Source organism: Streptomyces sp. 8N706 (genome assembly GCF_052245415.1).
Classification (GTDB): Bacteria; Actinomycetota; Actinomycetes; order Streptomycetales; family Streptomycetaceae; genus Streptomyces.
Window position 1 is genome coordinate 15752 of record NZ_JBQQBW010000052.1, and the last position, 15953, is coordinate 31704.

Genomic DNA, 15953 nt, shown 5'->3' on the forward strand with positions numbered 1-15953 from the left:
CGTGATCAGCCAGGCGCAGGCAATCGCCATCGCCGACCGTTGGCTCAACCCGCACGGCGCGCAGGCTCCGCAGCGCCAGGTGGCCACGCACGAGTTCGACCTCGGCTGGGTGGTGTGGGCCGTGCCCCCGCCGCCCGAGCGTGACCCGGTGACCGGCCGGCGACGGCCGCCCGCCGATATCGGGAACGCCTGCGGTGTCGTCGACCGCCGCACCGGTGAGCTCACCGTCTGGCCGTCCGTGCCGGCCGAGGAGGTCGTACGGATGTACCAGCAGAAGCACGGCGGGGGCGCGGGCGGAGGCGACGCCTCGGGCGCCCGCCCGGTCACCGGTCCCGGCAACACCGCCGTCTTCACGTACGTCGATCCGTCGAACGGCGAGGAGACCAGCCTCTTCCGCAACTCGGGACCGGGCCTGCCGCACTCCGAGTACCAGGGGGTGGCGGAGCTCCAGCGGATGGGCGTTCCCGCGCAGAACGTGCTCGCCGTCCACACCGATCTCAGCTCCAGCATGCTCCCCGGCGGCTACCCCGGCGAGCTGCTCCGGAGCGCCTTCCCCAACGCACAGTTCTCCTGCACGCAGAACTACGGTCTGCGTCCCGAGGAGCGCGCCGAGGCCATCGACGCGCTGCTCCAGCACGTCGAGATGATGCACCGGATCGCCGGCCAGGAGCCGCCGCCGGCCCCGCACCGCGTCCCGGTCCCCGCGAACGTGACGCCCGCCGAGCCCCTGCGTGATGTCGCCTTGGGCCGCCACCTTGCCGAGGTCTTCGGCACGGACGGCGTACGGCGCTACGACGCCGACGACGTGGCGCAGACGCCGCTGCCGGAGGCAGCGAAGGCGACGCTCACCTGGGCTGGTCTCCCCGCGGACGTACCGCTCTTCTTCACGGCCGACCGGCCCGACGCTCCCCCGGCCGGCGGCCTGTTCACGGACGCCGCGACCCACCTGCGCGAGCGCGGGACCGAAGCCTCGGAGGGCGTGCTCGACACCCTCGCGGGACACGTCCGGATCGGCTCGGACGGGCTGTACGCGATCACTGTCCAGTGCACCGCACCGGACGATGCCGCCCATCTCACCGGCGCGGTCCGGGCGGTCCAGCCGACCTCGGGCGGGGGCCGGTACATCAACGGGTCGCTCGCCGCGTTCGTTCGCTCCCTCGCGTTGCTCGCCACGGTCCGGGAGCGGATGCAGGGTATGGACCCGGTCGCGGCCGGCGCGGCAGTCGCGGAGTTCCAGGAGCAGCTGACCGCCCTCGACGCCTCGGCGCTGGAGGAGCCGGACCACTGGTGGGCCGTGATCGTCGAGCAGATGTGGCACGGACTCTTCTGACCGGCTCTCCCGGGGCCTCGCTCACCACCTCCGCTCAGCCGTGGCGTCCGATGCGAACGATGGCCTTTCTTCCCTGACTTTCGCGGTCCGGGAAGGAAGGCCATCGGCGTTCCGAGCCGTTACGAGCCTTCCGGGTCGGTTCCGGAACCAGCGTTCCGAACACGCCCGGCAGCCGGTCAGCGTTGGAACGTCTCGGCAAGACTGGCGCCGATCATGCCGACGACCAGCACGGAGAAACCGATCCTGGTCCGGCCTCGACGGCTCAGTTCGGCCATGGCCCCGCAGAAGAGGATCGCCACCGCGAACAGAACGATGGTGGAGACCGGTTCCTTCGCAGCGACGGCCTTCACCAGCCCGGCGATCGCGGCGGTCATGAGGAACACGCCCACGAGGACGTACGAGCGACGAGTGCTCTGTGGTGCGGTCTGCTCCCTTTGCTCGCGCAGCATGGCCCTCCGCTCCCGCGGAGTCGATGTCGCCCACTGGAGGGAGAAGTTCTGCTTGCGCTCGAATTCGTCGTTGCCGGGAGCAGCCATGGGCCGACAGCATAACGGGAGCCCCGGTACCGCGACCCGGCGGCAGGAGTCCCGCTACTCCCGCCGGACGTACGGCCCTCCGCGCACACACCCGTTACGCAGGGTCATGGCACGCACGCGTGACGCGGGGTCATGGCACGTACGCGGGGTCGTGGCACGCTCCCCACGCGGGGTCGTAGCAGGTACGCGGAGGTCGTGGCACGCACCTGTACGCGGGCTTGCGATCGCGCCCGACCGTCGTGCCGTCCCTCAGCCCCGTACGGTCAGCACCAGTACGGCCGCCCAGGCCAGCTCCACGGCAACCGCGCCCACCAGCCACGGCAGGCTGCGGTTGCGCCTGGCGCGTACGACGAGGACACCGGCCGCGACCGTGAGCGGAACACCGATACCCGCCACCACCCGTGCCGCGACGCTGTACCTCGACGGGTCAGCGGTAAAACCGATCGCCAGCAGGGCCAGACAGCCGCCGCCGACCATGACCGTGAGCAGCATGGCCAGCCCGAAGCCCTGGGTCCAGATGCGCTCGGTGAGTTCGGGGTCGGCACTCCCACCCAGCGGACTGTTGGGGCGCGAGCGGTCAAGATCAGAACGGACGTTGTCATTCCTGTTGTTCCACACGCCCTGTAAGGTACCCACCGCCTCGGGCAGGCGAAAGCGCCCCGGGGGCACGAAGGACGAAATCAGCGGTATTCGGGGGTTTCATGGGTTTCGACGTACAGCCCACCGATCTGGAGGCGTACGCCAAGCAGATCGGGCGGGCCGCGGAGGATCTGGAGCAGGCCAAACGCTACTGCGGGGAGCACAGCGACATCGGCGTCTCCAATGAGGGCCTGCTCAACCTGTTCCTCACCACGCACACGGCGACTGTTCAGCAGGTCACCGCCACACTGATGAAGACCCAGGAGATCGTGCGGAGTTCGGGCGGAGAAATGGCCGCGTCTGCGAAGTACTACCGCGCCACCGATGAGGAAAACGCGGCCAAGGTGGACGCGACGTACCCCGCGACCAAGCGCTGACAGCAGCCGCCGAGCACGAGAGATTCGACGATGTCCGGATTCGCAGACACCGCAGAGCCGACGAAGTTCCTCACTCCCCCGAAGCCCCCCGAGGAGTTTTCGCAGGGCTTCCTGCTGGACACCTTCAACGATGCCAGCGACCTGATGAGCCCCACCTATTGGATCACCGAAGCTTACAATATGATCTTCGGCTTCAACCCCCTCGACGAGGTGATCCAGTGGTTCTCAGGCGACTGGGAGTCCTTTGTCAAGTGTGCGGAACTCTGGGAGAACATCGGCAAGGCCTGTGAAGCGGTGGCGGACAATCTCAAGTCCGGGAACTCCTCGCTCGATTCCACATGGAACGGCAACGCCGCCGATTCCGCGTACGTCTATTTCGACGAGCTGGCGAAGAAGCTCAGCGGCCAGAAGGAGTCGTACGACTCCCTTGCCGAGACCTACAAACACCTCGCCCACGCCGCGTACTCGACAGCTGAGGCCATCAAGGGCTACATCAGTGGCATCATCGACGGCCTCATCATCGTCGGCATCGAAATGGCGGCCGGGACCCTGCTCTCCTGGACAGGTGTGGGTGCGGCGGTGGGCTACGGCCTGGCTGCACTCGAGATAGCCAACATTCTCAAGCTATGGGGGCAGGCGACCTCCGCCTTCGGCAATGCCCAGGGCATGGTCAACGGCGCCGTGGGGGTCGTCGAGACGATCGGGGCCACGATCCACGGCACGTTCAACAACTTCCCGGTCCCCGGCGGCGCTTACGACCACCGAGCCGTCTAGTCACCGCGACCCGGCGCTCCGCTACCAGCGCCCCGCAATGAGTTGAGATAGGGAAACGGCCTCCATGAGCGACGAGCGACAGATCGGCGACGCCGACCTCACCAGCATCACCGGCGGCGACGAAGTACGCGCCCGCGCACTGCGCAAGAGCCTGCAGAAGCTGGCCGGCAGCGAGCAGGCGGGAGGGGTGCTGCAGGAAATGGCGCGCGAGGTGCTCGCGGGCCGGGTCGGTCTGCGCGATGCGCTGCGGGTCGGCTCGTACGCGGACGCGCTCGGCGAGCGGGTGGCTCAGGCGCGCCAGGCGTACGAACAACTGCCGCCGGACGAGCTGGAACGGCAGAAAGAGGAGGCACAGCGCTTCCTGGACGCCCAGCGTGAGGAGATCGAGGAGGAGCGGCGGGAGCAGCGGGAGCGGGAGGGCGGCTCCCGGGGACGCCCGCCGCGGCACAGCGGTCACGACTGGAAGCCATAGGGAGCGCGGAGGGCCGCTGCGGTCTGAATACTGCGCAGAAACGCTGTCCGAGGCCTGGCCGCCCGGGGCCGGGGAGTTCGGCGCCCGGGCCGGGCGCAGTCCATGGCCGGGGGGCCTGGGCCCGGTGTCCGGGGGCGGGGGCCGGGAGTTCGGCGTCCGGGGCCGGGCAGTCCATGGCCGGGGGCCTGGAGTCCGGGGCCAGGGAGTGCGGGCGTTACGGTCCCTGGCACCATCCCCGATGTCCGCTGCCGGCGGTACGCGTCGCGCCTCAGCCCGCTCGCAGCAGCTGGTCGGCGACGGCGACGGCAGCGAGCCCGGCCACCAGCAGCCACATGCCGAGCCTGGTCCTTCCCCGGCGGCTCAGCTCGATGACGACGCCGCAGAGGATGAGCGCTGCCCCGTAGACGCCCAGAGTCAGAACCGAGCTCTGCTCGCTCAACCGCACGACCAGGACGATCGCAGCCGCAGCCATGAAGAACGCGGCCACGAACATGCGTATGCGGCGTGCCTGTCGAGGGCTCGGTGAACGCCGCTGCCGCTCCTCGTGGGTCTCCCACTGCTCCCCGGACGTCTCCCGCCTCTGCTCCTCGGACCTCTCCCGCTGCTCCTCGGTCTCCCGCTCCTCTTCATGCGCCGCGGTCTGCCGCTCGAACGTCTCCCGCCTCTGCTCCTCGGACGCCGTGGTCTGCTCCTGCGACTCGAGCTGCTCGCGGTCGAGTTCTTCCTTGCCGGTTGAGGTCATGTCCGGAAGCGTATCCATACGGTGACCGCACGCGGTCCCGGACTCCGGCTCAGTCAGCCTGCACAGACACCTGGGTCACCGGCTGGCGGGGCAGCGGGAGTGCGCTCAACGCGTTCCCCAGGGAACGGATTCGGTGGGAGCAGGCCGCCGCGGACAGACCCGACGAACGATCCCGATCCCGGCTCCGAGAAGTACACCCTGACCCAGGAGCCGTCCACGAATCCGATCTCGTGGTTACCGGGCGAGACATCGCTGCGGTCGCGCAGCCAGGCCACTTGCTGGACATCTGCATTCCAGCCCGGCTCGCTCGTGCCCACATCGCCGCGCCGGCGGCCCCGCTGGACATACGTGATCCGCAGCCGCTGATCGGTCAGCTGTACCACCTGCACAACCCCCGTCGTCTTCGAACGAGGGTAAAGAGCTGCCGCGAACTGTCCCGCGAGGCTGTTCCACCCGCCCTTCAGCGGCTTGCCCTTCTTGCGCTCCCACTCGAAGAGCCAGTCGAATCCACCCAGATTCTCCCAGAAGAAAGCGAGAAAGAAGACGGCCCAGAACCGTTTTTTCGCCCCTTCCCACCGGTCGCCGGGCATCCGTACCCCGCGCAGGACTTGCGGACGACGCCCACGCCGGGGCGTCGGAAGGCGTCGGCCCGGCCACACCAACTGGCTGTCCAGCAACCGCTCATCTGCTGGCAGCACCTGAGCGGCTCGCCTCTTCAACTCTTGGACGAGCACACCCCGTAGGAGAGACCGCACACTCACCCGAATTCCCCCCTCGCGAACCTACCGTCGCGGAAGTCACGCCCCGAAAGGCTTGTCTGTATGAGCCTCACTCAAACTGTCCCGTCAACGCGCCGTTCTACAGGCCATATACGTCACCTCTGGGTAACCACGGCGTAGGCCAGGATCAAGCCCGGCACAGGCACCGCGCTCCGCCAGCGCTCACGGACGCGGATCGCTGTGCCGAAGCCTGAACGGGAACGCGTTCGCGAACCGACTCCACCCGCTGCCCTGCAGGGCCACCGTCACCCAGGGTCCGTTCACAAAACCCAGTTCACATGTGCCGCCGAGGGCGGCCGCCGGAGTTCACCACGCGGCAGTGCCGCCTCCGCGGGTCCCCCAATCTGCTCCTACAGGCTTCCCGGTCGGCATCGACGACAGCGTCAAGTCGGACTGAGGACGGCGCATACAGAACCGTGGCGGGTCCGCAGTCCCCTTCTTTGGAAATTCCTCAGAAGTGCACCGCGCAGGGAGGGGAAGGACCAACACCCTGCGCTCCGGGAGTGAGGCAGTTGTCACCCGGGTGGCGGGCTGGTCGGTGGGCTGCGCAAGGATGTCGGTGCTCGCTCCCGCAACCGATGATGTAAGGGATCCCGACAACCGTGACCAACCAGCCGCCGCAGATGCCACAGCCCGGCTTCGGCGCCCCTCAACCGCCCTTTCCCCCCATGCCCGCGCCGCCACAGAACGGCCCGACGGCTCACGGCGGGTTGCCGGGTTATTGGGGCCCGAGCTTCGCTCCGCAGCCGCCCGGTCCTCCCGAGCGCCGAACCGGGTTGATCCTGACCGTCGTCCTCGTCGTGGTGGCGGTCCTCGCCGGCGGTGGCTTCCTGGCATGGTCGATGCTCGATGACAGAGGCAACGACGACGCTGCGCACGGGCAGAGGACGAAGCAGGAGCAGGAACACCGACAAGAGCAAGGGCACGGACAGGGGCAAGGGGAGGGGGATGCGCAAGGGCAGAACAGGCCCGCGGGCTTGAAGCTGAGCACCCCCAAGGTGGTGAAGTCGACGCCCGCCGATCTCAGCTATGACGCCAAGGCCACGGAGCAGATGTTCCCGCCGGAGAAGCGGAACCCCTCCTCGTACCCGGAGTTCACGGGCCTGGCCCAGGTCGACTCGGTCTACCACCCGAAGACCAACCGCGCGGTCATCCTGGGAGTCCACACAGGAGCGGGGAAGGTATCCGACCCCGCACAGCGCGTGGAGGCGGCATTCAGCCCCAACCAGATGGCCGTCGAACCAAAGGACTTCGACCTCCAGGGCCCCGCTTCCGAAGGGGCCGTACTGCGCTGCGGGGTCACCAAGGGCGGCGGCGTCTACGTGCCCCTGTGCGTCTGGGCCGACCGTACCTCGGTCGGCGATGTGCTCGGATTGGGGGACGCAGCCTCGCCCTCCCTGAAGAAGGTCGATGTCAAGAGGCTGGCACAGCAGGCAAGCGACTTGCGCAAGGCCATGCGCAGCGGCTCCGCCGACTGACCCTTCCAGTAATCCGTGGGCGAGACTACGGCGTCCAGCGTCGCAGAGAACGCCATGAGAAGCGCCCGTCAGCAGTGCTGGCGGGCGCTTCGCGGAGAGCCCCGCCTCAGCCGGTGTCTCGGCTATGCACTGGTCCAAGCTGCACTGCTCCTGGCACCCCCCGTGCTCATGAAGTCCCGCAGGGCGGATTCCCATGGTCCGAGCCATGACGGCCTGGCTCCTTGGCGTGCGTGCTCTCCTTACGCGGTCACTGGTTGGGCCACTGTCCGGGCGGCGTCTGGGTGGGCTGCTGGGGCGAGTTCTGGTACGGGCTGCCTGGCATCGGAGCCTGGCCGGGGGCCTGCTGTCCTGGGTATGTCGGGAACTGCTGTGCCCCTGCCGGGCCGTATTCGTTGTCCCGGCCACGGCGCTTGGAGCGCACGACGAGCAGCACTGCTACGCCGACGATGGCTGCGGCACCGATACCCACGAGGGCGAGTTCGGAACCACCGAACCTGGATGAAGCGGAAGACGAGGAGTCGTCCTTCCCCGATGCCGTGGAGGCTGAATCCGATGCTTTGGGCATCGGAAGCGGTCCTTCCTTTGCGCCGGCGGGAATGTCTCGCGACAGGGCAGCCCTGGGCTGGATGTAGCCGTAGCCGTAATGCTCGTCTGGGAGCTTGGCATTCTTCAAGTCATCCGGAAGGCCAGTCGACTTGACGAGGCGATTGGCAACCTGGCCAGCGGACAAGTTGGGGTACCTAGCACGGACGAGTGCAGCTGCGGCTGATGCGTAAGCCGTGCCATCTGAGGTGCCATCCGCCATGCGATACGCCGCGTCGCCCTTTCCACCAGCTGATGGAATCCTAACTCCGGGCGCCAGAAGATCTACAGACGAGTTGTAGTTGCTGTCCTCCCAGACTTTCCCGAACTTGTCAACTGCCCCAACCCCAATTACGCCAGGATAGGTTGCGGGGTACCACTTCCTCGCAATTCCGTCGTTCCCCACTCCCGCAACCAGCACGACATCGTGATCAACCGCATAGTCAATAGCTCCCTGAACCCGACTGTCCTGCGCTCGCACGTAGGACATGTTGATGACCTTCGCGCCGTTATCAACAGCGTACCGAATCGCTTCGGCCTCAAACTGGCCTTCATTGGAATCTGAGAGTTCGACGGACAGCGGCAAAATCTTCGACTCAGGCGCCAACCCCATGATCCCGTTGGACTTGCCAGGCCCGTGACCATGTCCTGCGATCAGGCTCGACATCGCTGTACCGTGATCACGCAGGTCTTCGCCCGGATCGAGGCGAATACTGCCGTTCTTCTCCCCGTCACCGAAACTCTTCCCGGGAAGCATGTTTTTCTTGATGTCCTGATGAGATTCACGGAATCCAGAATCGATCACCGCAACTGTGACACCCCGGCCCTTCGACATCTTCCAGATGTCATCGGCAATGAATGCCTTAAGTGGCCATTGGGCGTCGCGCGGCTCATCGGCGACGGCCGTCCCACCAGTACTGAGGAGCACCGTGCTCGCCAGCAGCGCACCGCTGACTGTCCGCAGCGTCCGTGTGTGGCCCATTCCTCTGTCCTCTCTCAGGAGTGTGGGGGCGCAGCCGACCGGCTACGCCCCCACACCTTGCTACATTCCGCCGTACGTCAAGCGACTACTCGATGACCTTCGGAGTCACATTGCGCTCCGGCGTCCAGGTCTCTTCGTCCTCGACCAGGTAGTCGGGACGCTGACCGCGCTCCTTCTCCTCGTTCGCCTTGCCACCGCGAGCGCCGGGTGCACCCGCCATACCTGCAGGACCGGCCTTCTTGCCCGCCTGAGTTCCACCACGGCTGCGGTGCAGACCCGACCCGCCCTGCGCTCCGGCGCCGGCGCCCTTTGCCGCGCCCACGACGCCACCACGCTGACGAGCCAGACCACCGCCACGCCCAGCGCCTTTTGCTCCGCCTGTGCGCGCCCCGGCACCGGGAGCACCGCCCGTACCTGGCATACCGGCACGTCCTCCCCGGGCGCCCGCGCCGGCAACGCCGCGAGCTGCCCCACCCGCCACGGCTCCCGGAAGGCCGGGCATGCCCGAGGTCCCAGAGCCGCCACCGACGCCACCTGCGCCCGCACCGGTACTGCCGCCCAGGCCGACGCCACCACGGCCACCGCCCGCACCGAGTCCGCCGGAGACGCCGTTGAGCCCGGTACCGACCTGAGATCCCTGCTTCGGTGCGGTGCTTCCGATGCCCCCGGAGATACCCTTGGCACGAGGTCCGGTCGCGGGGTTGAGAGTGCCGATGCCGCTGCCCTTGGCGCCGGAGGACGGTGCCGAGCTCTTCGGGCTCATGTCACCGCCGATAGTGGGCATAACCACTGGCGAAGGCGGAGTCTGATCATTGGGCTCTGACGGCCAGTCGCCCCCCCTGTCGACGCCGGGCCTCATGCCGTTCGACTGCTGCTTGTAGTTCCAGGCCAGCTCTTCCATCACAATGACCGCTTCGACCTGGCGCTCCTTGCTCAGCGAGAGATTCTCTCGGTTGAGCTCCAGTGCCGTCCGGGCATCAATGTTGGGGTTGGCCATGTCCCGGTGGAACTGCGCATCGTCGCGAGATCCATCACTGGCCTTGTCCTTGACCCTGTCCGTGGTGTCCGGCTGATGAATCGACTTCATCGTCTCTTGGGCCTTGCGGAGATTCGCAGCGATACCGACATCCCTGCCGGTCTCGCGCGTGCCGATCATCGCCATCTCTGCGTTGCGCGCGTGACGGTAGCTGCGGTCGATCTTCCTCAGGACATCGTTGGCCGCCTCGAGGAAGTTCTTCGACGCGGGTCCTTCCCAGTGAGCCAAGGCGTGATCGATCGCGTCCTTGAACGCCTTACGGATGCCGCCGCTTCCGTCGAGTCCTCCGAGTTGGTCGGCAGCAGCTCGCCAATGATCGCCAGCCCTGTCCACCTGGTCAGGGTCGGCGTTCTCGATCATCGCTTTGAGCGCCTCGAGACCGTGATGATGGAAGTCCGAGGACGAGACAGGGATCTTCCGCTTCCCGTCCGGCTGGAGTTCCTTCAGCTTCCGGTCGCGCTCCCGCTTGTCATTGGCCTTGTCGTACTCCTGTGCCGCCCTGTACTCACCAGCAGCATCAGCCACGGTTCTCCCCCTGTTCTGCCATTGGCTTGCCAGCCAGCCGCCTGCTCATGCTCTCCTCAGCCACCCATCGACTTCTGGGTGTCGTGCTCCGCGTCGTCGTAGGCACCGTGAACCGTGTGCGCCTTCAGCCCGAAGTCACGGATGAACTCCTGCAGCTTCTTGAGCGTTTGATCCATGTACGTCTGCATCTCGTCGTGAGCGGAAGTGAGGTCTTCAGCCTCGCCGAAGTTCACCCCGAGGGCGGTCTTCGAGATCGACGTGCCGTAACCCACCTTGGAGCACGGCTCGTCCATGTCCTTGTCGAGGGCCCTGAGCCTCTTAACGACGCCGTCCAGCTCGCTGAGGTCGACGCGGTACTGCTTCTGCTCAGCCATTCACTGCCTCCCCGTTGCCCATCTGACTTTGCACGTACCCTGTCTGTAGTGTTGGCCGCCGCAGCCGACCAGCGTCACTCCCGCACGTGAGGGCATGCGGCCGGCGAGCCGCCCTCAGCGGGCCCAGCATCCGCATCGACTCCTGGCAAGCTCAGTGTAGTTGCGAGGGAAAGATGCTGCCCGTGGGGTACCAGGGTCCGCTGAACGATACTTCCACTCTAGGCGGGTACGCCTGATCATTTCGATCGGGCAGGGCGTCAAGCGGATCACATCGGTCGAGTGTCCCCGCAGACCGCGAACGCTTGCCTCCAACCGGATTTATGGCGCTCTTGCCACAAAGGTGGGCGAAGGGGAAGCCCTGCTTGTGACAACGCCCTTGGAGCAGCCATGCCGATACGGCCTTGAGGGACTCAGCTCAACTCCGTCGCTGGCACAGTCCGGGCTCCTACAGCCTGCCAACTCGGCTCTGGCGCGAGACATTCGAGGCCGTACGTCCCTATGCTTCGAGTCCGGACAAGCCAACGGGGCCCGCGCATCGGACTTTGATGTCATTCCGCGGGCCCCGAAGGCAGTGAGTCGTACGGGTGGACGCCGGGCTACTGGCCCGGCGGCTGGTTCGGGGGGCCGGGCGGGTAGTAGCCGGGAGGAGCGGGTTGCTGCTGGTACGGGTTGGGCTGTTGGGGCGGGAAGCCGGGGGCGTTCGGAGTGCCGTAGCCGCCGGGGCCGCCGTAGGCTCCAGGACCGCCCGGCGGCGGGCCGTTGCGGCGGTTGTTGCGCTTCACCAGCACGATGATGACCGCGACGATGGCGATGAGAGCAAGGACGCCGACTCCGATGCCGATGATGGCACCCGTGTTTTTCTTGGCGGCCTTTGGCTTCTTCACCTTGGCACCGCTGTTCGTTGCCTTGCCGTCTGTGCCGTCGGATGCCTTCGACCCCGAGGACGGCAGTTTGGGCATCTTGAGCGGGCCGTTCTTCGGGCCAGCCGGGATGTCCTTCGTCAGCGCGGTGTACGGACGGATGAATCCGTAGCCGTAATGGGGGTCCGGAAGCTTGAGACTCTTCTTCGCGTCGGGCAGCCCCGCGGTCTTCACCAGGCGGTTGGCAATCTGACCGGCCGAGAGGTCCGGATACTTTGACCGTAGAAGGGCAGCCGCACCTGATGTATACGCGGCAGCATCAGACGTGCCATTCGACAGTCGGTACGGCTTGTTGGCTCCGGCAGACCTGATGTACACACCCGGTGCCGTCAACATTAGCTCAGGTCCGGCATCGGAGTCTTCCCACACCGCTAGGTACTTGTCTACCGCTCCAACACCCACAACTCCGGGGTACGCAGCGAGTGCATCCAACTCGTCATCGCGCTCATTGCCTGCAGAGGCCACAAGGAGGACGTCTTTTTTGAGAGCGTATGCGATGGCCTTCTTGTCGTCGTCACTCAACACCCCCAGGTCGATTGACACGTTGACCACCGTGGCACCTTGATCAACCGCATAGGTCAGACCTTGCGCGAACCCGTCGCGGACAGCGTACTCAGTGTCTCCCTTGAAAAAGTCAACGGGAAGGATTTTCGCGTCGGGCGCCAATCCCTTTACGCCATCAGCACCACCAGGCCCATGTCCGTGACCAGCGATGAGCGCCGCCATAGCCGTACCATGGTTCTCTCTGAGCTGAAAGTTTGCCTGCCCCTCAGTCTCAATCTTCTTGCCGGGAAGCACGTTCCCCTTCAGATCAGGGTGATCTCCCTGCACACTGTGGTCCAGAACAGCGACCGTCACGCCTTTGCCCGTGGACTCCTTCCACACCGCCTCGGCGTCGAAGGCCTTCAACGCCCATTGGTCGTCTCTGATCTGATCTGCCGAAGCGGCCGGCGCGGTCCCGAAGAGCAGCGCTCCCGTCACCACCGCGCCACCCACCGCACGCAGCGTTCGTGTGAAGCTCATGCTGTAACACCTCTCCCAACGAACAGGGCCCGCAGCCCGAAGGCTGCGGGCCCTGTCGTGATTCCGCCGATTGGTCACTCGGCAGTCGTGACTACTCGATGACCCGCGGTGCCACATTACGTTGCGGCAGCCACGTCTCTTCTTCCTCCGTCAGGTAGTCAGGGCGCTGGCCGCCCTGACCATCTCGCCCGCCATTCGCTCCATGTGCGCCGGGCGCGCCTGCCATGCCCGCACCACGGCCGCCTCGGGACTGACCGGCTTCCGAGCCACCGCGGCTGCGATGGAGACCGGAACCGCCCTGGGCCGCACCGCTGGAAGATTTGCCGCCAGGGCTGCCGACGGTTCCACCGGCCCGGCGAGCCATGCTGCTGCCGCCGCGACCGGTGCCACCTCCCTGGCCGGCACCTGCACCGGCACCTGCACCGCCTGCCATGCCGGGCAGGCCAGCTCGGCCGGACCCGGCGCCCGTACCGCTCTTTCCTGTGCCGGCGCTGCCGACTCCGCCTCTACCGGCTCCCCCTGCTCCCGTACGTCCGGTACCAGTGGCGCCTGTACGCGCTCCGCCCATTCCTCCAGCTCCGCCGATGGGCAAGGAACCACCGCCGCCGAGTGCGCCGACTCCGCCCCCACCGGCACCGCCTCCACTCGAGCCGACACCGAGACTGCCGCCACCGAGCCCACCGCCCGAACCCACTTTGGTGGGACCGGTCGTTACGCCGTCCAAGCCTGTGCCGATCTGGGAACCTGGCCTTGGCCGCCCGGTACCGGTGGGCGGCTTGAGTGAGATGGGATCGCGGCCTCCTATGCCGATGCCCTTCCCTCCGGAAGGCATCTTGGCTCCGCCTTTGCCAATGCCGCCAATGCCACCGCCAATGGCACCGCCACCGATATTGCCGCCGCCACCGCCGCCACCGCCATTCGGGCGTTCGGGGATTTCATCGTCTTTGGCACCCTTGGGAACCTCGAGCTTGGATGACTGGGCCACATACGAAGTCCCAAGCTTCTCCATGGCGACCGCTGATTCGAGGTCCTGCCTCACGAACTTGGGCAGGCCCAGATCCCCGTGGACATCGTCCCACTTCTTGAGGACGGCCTCGGTGCTCATACCGCTGGCCAGGTCTGCCTGAACGCCATTGTATGACTTGATTTTCCCTTCCAGGTTGCCTTCGTCGGTGAAGAGGGCGACACCTGGAGAAACCATGATCATGATGCTCCGAAGACCGTCCGGGTCCCCCTCCTGGTCTGCGACATACTCATAGCTCAGCTGTCCACCCCCCTTCTCGATATGTTTCTGAATCGCCAACTCGGCATTCTCTTGGGCCGACCCCGACCCACGCATAGGGCTCCAGTCGATCGACCCCATCGAGTCAATCGCCTTCTGCAGATCGTCGGCAGCCTGCCCCATCGCGTTCGCGACATCCTGTGCGTACGGAGCACCGCGCCTGAAGTTCTCGCTGATCTTCTGTGATTGCCGCAAGAACTTGTTGGCCGATTCACCATGCCAGGTCTTCATGACCTTTTTCACGGCTTCATCAAAATCCTTCTTGATTCCGCCGTTCCCGTCCTCCCCGACGAGTTCGTCATGGACCACCTGCCAGTGCCGGGCGACTTCCTTCACAGACGATACGCTGGTTCCGTCCAGCATCGCCTTGAGCTCTTTACCCCGCTTCGCGTTGAAGACCGTGTAGTGCGATGTCTCCTCGTACCTACCGCTGTGTGCACCGCTCGACCCTGGCTTCGTCATGCCCCCGACCCCCTGCTCCGTCTCTTCGCTGATCGACCATCTACTGAGTGCTGCTACTTCATGGCGTTATCGGCCTCAGCGTCGTCATAAGCTTCTTTGACTTTCTTGGTTTTCTTGCCGAATTCGTCAACAAGCTTTTCGATCAGCCCGAGGATATCCTTCTCGATGAAGTGCTTCATGCTCTCATGCGCAGCCTGCAAATCCTTCTGCTCATCGAAGTTGTTACCCAGAGCCCCGTTCGGAAGGTAGGTGTTGTTCTTTGCCTTCCCCTTCGGGCCGCCCATACGATTGAGGACCGTGTGGAGCTCTTTCACCACCTGATCCAGCGCATCCAGATCAACGCCGTACTCTTCCTTAGCCATTGATGGCCTCCCCGTTGATGTCGAGCGAAGTCTTGCGGCGCCAGTCGCGGATAGCGATGCCCGAACCCACGATCACTGCGAGGGCGATCAGTCCGCCGGTGAACACGTAAACCCCGTAGCGTGCGCGCCGTTCCTGCGGGGTCTCGCCGAGCGTGAGCTTCGCCGGGTGGACACTGTTCCCGTTGGCGACGCCCTGGTTCGTGTCCGGAGAGGGCGCGGCCGTCGGCTCGATGTTGTCGGTCAGGGCCGCGACGGGGTCGACCACGCCCCAGCCGACGTTGATGTCCTTGCCCGGCCTGACCCGGTCGGCGGTCTTCTGCATGTGCCAGATGACCTGCGTGGGCGTCCAGTCCGGGTGCTTGGCCATGATCAGGGCGGCGACGCCGCTCGCGTAGGGGGCGGCGAAGCTCGTGCCCTGGTCGACGCAGTGGCCGTCGCCCGGGACCGTGGAGACCATGTCCACGCCGGGGGCCGCTACATCGACGAATTCGCCCGGCTGGGAGAACGGCGCGCGCTCGTTGTTGCGGTCGGACGCGGCAACGCCCAGGACGCCGTCGAAGGCAGCCGGGTACGTGTCCTTCGCCTCACCGCTGGCCCCGTCATTGCCTGCGGACGCGACCACCAGGATGTTGTTGTTCCTGGCCCGCTCGATCGCCTTCTCGAGACTGCTGCCCGGCGGCAACTTGGTGTTGGTGCCCTGGGAGATATTGATGATCTTTACGTCCTGGGCGATCGCGTAGTCGATCGCGGACACCATCTTCGGGACCGTGCCGTGCTTCTCGTTGTCGTTCTGCCGGATGGGGATGATCGTGGCTTCGGGGGCGATGCCCACAAAGCCGGTCCGGGCATCCGGACGCGCGGCGATGATCCCGGCGACCTTGGTACCGTGGCCGACGTCGTCGTTGGTGCCGTTGCCCTTGGCTATGACGTCCTTGCCCCGGCCGAGCGCCCGCCGGAGCTGGATGTTCTGGTTGTCGACACCGGTGTCGATGACCGCGACCTTGACACCCTCTCCTTTGGTGTCGGCCCACATCTGGTCGAACAGCAGCCGCTGGAGCGACCAGGGCGTGCCCTTGATCGGGTCGGACGGCATATTGCACTCGCCGCTGTTCAGCGGCACGCCGTCATCCGCGGCCGCCGGCACAGCGGTGGCGCAGGACAGGCCGAAGGCGCACAGTGCCGCCGCCAGGACGCTTGCGGGGTTCCGCCGGCGTCCGGCCCGGTGTCCTACGACGCGAGATCCCACGGGAGTTCTGCTCTTTCCTCGGCACATATGCA

Annotated in this window: 16 protein-coding genes; 5 read left to right on the top strand and 11 right to left on the bottom strand. The window is 66.1% G+C overall.

Translation table 11 applies throughout. The features are described from left to right. The first annotated feature begins 1 nt into the window (after position 1). Positions 2-1330 (top strand): SUKH-4 family immunity protein, encoded by a 1329-nt coding sequence (locus tag ACTWQE_RS20160; RefSeq protein WP_443330382.1) that lies wholly within the window; start codon positions 2-4, stop codon positions 1328-1330. Positions 1331-1506: 176 nt separating this feature from the next. Here ACTWQE_RS20160 and ACTWQE_RS20165 read toward each other — a convergent pair whose 3' ends face one another. Further along, positions 1507-1866 carry a hypothetical protein gene (locus ACTWQE_RS20165; RefSeq protein WP_443330383.1) on the bottom strand — a complete coding sequence of 120 codons (360 nt, stop codon included), beginning with the start codon at positions 1864-1866 and terminating at the stop codon, positions 1507-1509. A gap of 249 nt (positions 1867-2115) precedes the next feature. After that, positions 2116-2484: a hypothetical protein gene (locus ACTWQE_RS20170; RefSeq protein WP_443330384.1), complete on the bottom strand. Its 369-nt coding sequence runs from the start codon at positions 2482-2484 to the stop codon at positions 2116-2118. A gap of 83 nt (positions 2485-2567) precedes the next feature. Between ACTWQE_RS20170 and ACTWQE_RS20175 the strand changes: the two genes are divergently transcribed. The 3 genes from ACTWQE_RS20175 (at position 2568) to ACTWQE_RS20185 (ending at position 4128) form a co-directional block, all read left to right on the top strand. Then, the gene (locus ACTWQE_RS20175; RefSeq protein WP_443330385.1) at positions 2568-2882 is read left to right on the top strand and encodes a hypothetical protein; all 315 of its coding nucleotides are present in this window, start codon (positions 2568-2570) and stop codon (positions 2880-2882) included. Positions 2883-2912: 30 nt separating this feature from the next. Continuing rightward, on the top strand, positions 2913-3656 hold the full coding sequence (locus ACTWQE_RS20180; protein WP_443330386.1) for a WXG100 family type VII secretion target: 744 nt from the start codon (positions 2913-2915) through the stop codon (positions 3654-3656). 64 nt (positions 3657-3720) lie between these two features. Continuing rightward, positions 3721-4128 (top strand): hypothetical protein, encoded by a 408-nt coding sequence (locus ACTWQE_RS20185; protein ID WP_443330387.1) that lies wholly within the window; start codon positions 3721-3723, stop codon positions 4126-4128. A gap of 268 nt (positions 4129-4396) precedes the next feature. On the opposite strand, the gene ACTWQE_RS20190 is transcribed toward ACTWQE_RS20185, so the two are convergent. Next, positions 4397-4870: a hypothetical protein gene (locus ACTWQE_RS20190; protein ID WP_443330388.1), complete on the bottom strand. Its 474-nt coding sequence runs from the start codon at positions 4868-4870 to the stop codon at positions 4397-4399. 53 nt (positions 4871-4923) lie between these two features. Further along, entirely contained in the window at positions 4924-5460 is a 537-nt protein-coding gene (locus ACTWQE_RS20195; RefSeq protein WP_443330389.1) for a hypothetical protein, read from the bottom strand. A gap of 1166 nt (positions 5461-6626) precedes the next feature. Between ACTWQE_RS20195 and ACTWQE_RS20200 the strand changes: the two genes are divergently transcribed. Next, positions 6627-7127 carry a hypothetical protein gene (locus ACTWQE_RS20200; protein ID WP_443330390.1) on the top strand — a complete coding sequence of 167 codons (501 nt, stop codon included), beginning with the start codon at positions 6627-6629 and terminating at the stop codon, positions 7125-7127. Positions 7128-7374: 247 nt separating this feature from the next. Here the strand turns inward: ACTWQE_RS20200 and ACTWQE_RS20205 are convergent, their stop codons facing one another. From ACTWQE_RS20205 to mycP, 7 genes are all read right to left on the bottom strand, one after another. After that, positions 7375-8691 (bottom strand): S8 family serine peptidase, encoded by a 1317-nt coding sequence (locus tag ACTWQE_RS20205; protein ID WP_443330391.1) that lies wholly within the window; start codon positions 8689-8691, stop codon positions 7375-7377. Between the two features lie 85 nt (positions 8692-8776). Then, positions 8777-10087, bottom strand: coding sequence for a hypothetical protein (locus tag ACTWQE_RS20210; RefSeq protein ID WP_443330392.1), 1311 nt, complete (start codon positions 10085-10087; stop codon positions 8777-8779). A gap of 221 nt (positions 10088-10308) precedes the next feature. After that, positions 10309-10626, bottom strand: a complete 318-nt coding sequence (locus ACTWQE_RS20215) for a hypothetical protein (protein ID WP_443330393.1) — start codon at positions 10624-10626, stop codon at positions 10309-10311. Positions 10627-11222: 596 nt separating this feature from the next. Beyond that, positions 11223-12569 (bottom strand): S8 family serine peptidase, encoded by a 1347-nt coding sequence (locus ACTWQE_RS20220; protein ID WP_443330394.1) that lies wholly within the window; start codon positions 12567-12569, stop codon positions 11223-11225. Positions 12570-12660: 91 nt separating this feature from the next. Further along, a complete protein-coding gene (locus ACTWQE_RS20225; protein ID WP_443330395.1) occupies positions 12661-14313 on the bottom strand; it encodes a hypothetical protein in 1653 nt (550 codons plus the stop codon). A gap of 53 nt (positions 14314-14366) precedes the next feature. Continuing rightward, positions 14367-14675: a hypothetical protein gene (locus ACTWQE_RS20230; protein ID WP_443330396.1), complete on the bottom strand. Its 309-nt coding sequence runs from the start codon at positions 14673-14675 to the stop codon at positions 14367-14369. Further along, positions 14668-15921 carry a type VII secretion-associated serine protease mycosin gene (mycP, locus tag ACTWQE_RS20235; RefSeq protein ID WP_443330397.1) on the bottom strand — a complete coding sequence of 418 codons (1254 nt, stop codon included), beginning with the start codon at positions 15919-15921 and terminating at the stop codon, positions 14668-14670. The genes ACTWQE_RS20230 and mycP overlap by 8 nt, the downstream gene beginning before the upstream one ends. Positions 15922-15953: the final 32 nt, after the last annotated feature.

What these genes read in the sequence shown, in the direction of transcription:
- ACTWQE_RS20185 (WP_443330387.1), top strand. Translation starts at nt 3,721, where the DNA reads ATGAGCGACGAGCGACAGATCGGCGACGCCGACCTCACCAGCATCACC.
- ACTWQE_RS20165 (WP_443330383.1), bottom strand. Translation starts at nt 1,866, where the DNA reads ATGGCTGCTCCCGGCAACGACGAATTCGAGCGCAAGCAGAACTTCTCC.
- ACTWQE_RS20175 (WP_443330385.1), top strand. Translation starts at nt 2,568, where the DNA reads ATGGGTTTCGACGTACAGCCCACCGATCTGGAGGCGTACGCCAAGCAG.
- ACTWQE_RS20215 (WP_443330393.1), bottom strand. Translation starts at nt 10,626, where the DNA reads ATGGCTGAGCAGAAGCAGTACCGCGTCGACCTCAGCGAGCTGGACGGC.
- ACTWQE_RS20210 (WP_443330392.1), bottom strand. Translation starts at nt 10,087, where the DNA reads ATGATCGAGAACGCCGACCCTGACCAGGTGGACAGGGCTGGCGATCAT.
- ACTWQE_RS20180 (WP_443330386.1), top strand. Translation starts at nt 2,913, where the DNA reads ATGTCCGGATTCGCAGACACCGCAGAGCCGACGAAGTTCCTCACTCCC.
- ACTWQE_RS20225 (WP_443330395.1), bottom strand. Translation starts at nt 14,313, where the DNA reads ATGACGAAGCCAGGGTCGAGCGGTGCACACAGCGGTAGGTACGAGGAG.
- ACTWQE_RS20195 (WP_443330389.1), bottom strand. Translation starts at nt 5,460, where the DNA reads ATGCCCGGCGACCGGTGGGAAGGGGCGAAAAAACGGTTCTGGGCCGTC.
- ACTWQE_RS20230 (WP_443330396.1), bottom strand. Translation starts at nt 14,675, where the DNA reads ATGGCTAAGGAAGAGTACGGCGTTGATCTGGATGCGCTGGATCAGGTG.
- ACTWQE_RS20220 (WP_443330394.1), bottom strand. Translation starts at nt 12,569, where the DNA reads ATGAGCTTCACACGAACGCTGCGTGCGGTGGGTGGCGCGGTGGTGACG.
- ACTWQE_RS20190 (WP_443330388.1), bottom strand. Translation starts at nt 4,870, where the DNA reads ATGACCTCAACCGGCAAGGAAGAACTCGACCGCGAGCAGCTCGAGTCG.
- ACTWQE_RS20205 (WP_443330391.1), bottom strand. Translation starts at nt 8,691, where the DNA reads ATGGGCCACACACGGACGCTGCGGACAGTCAGCGGTGCGCTGCTGGCG.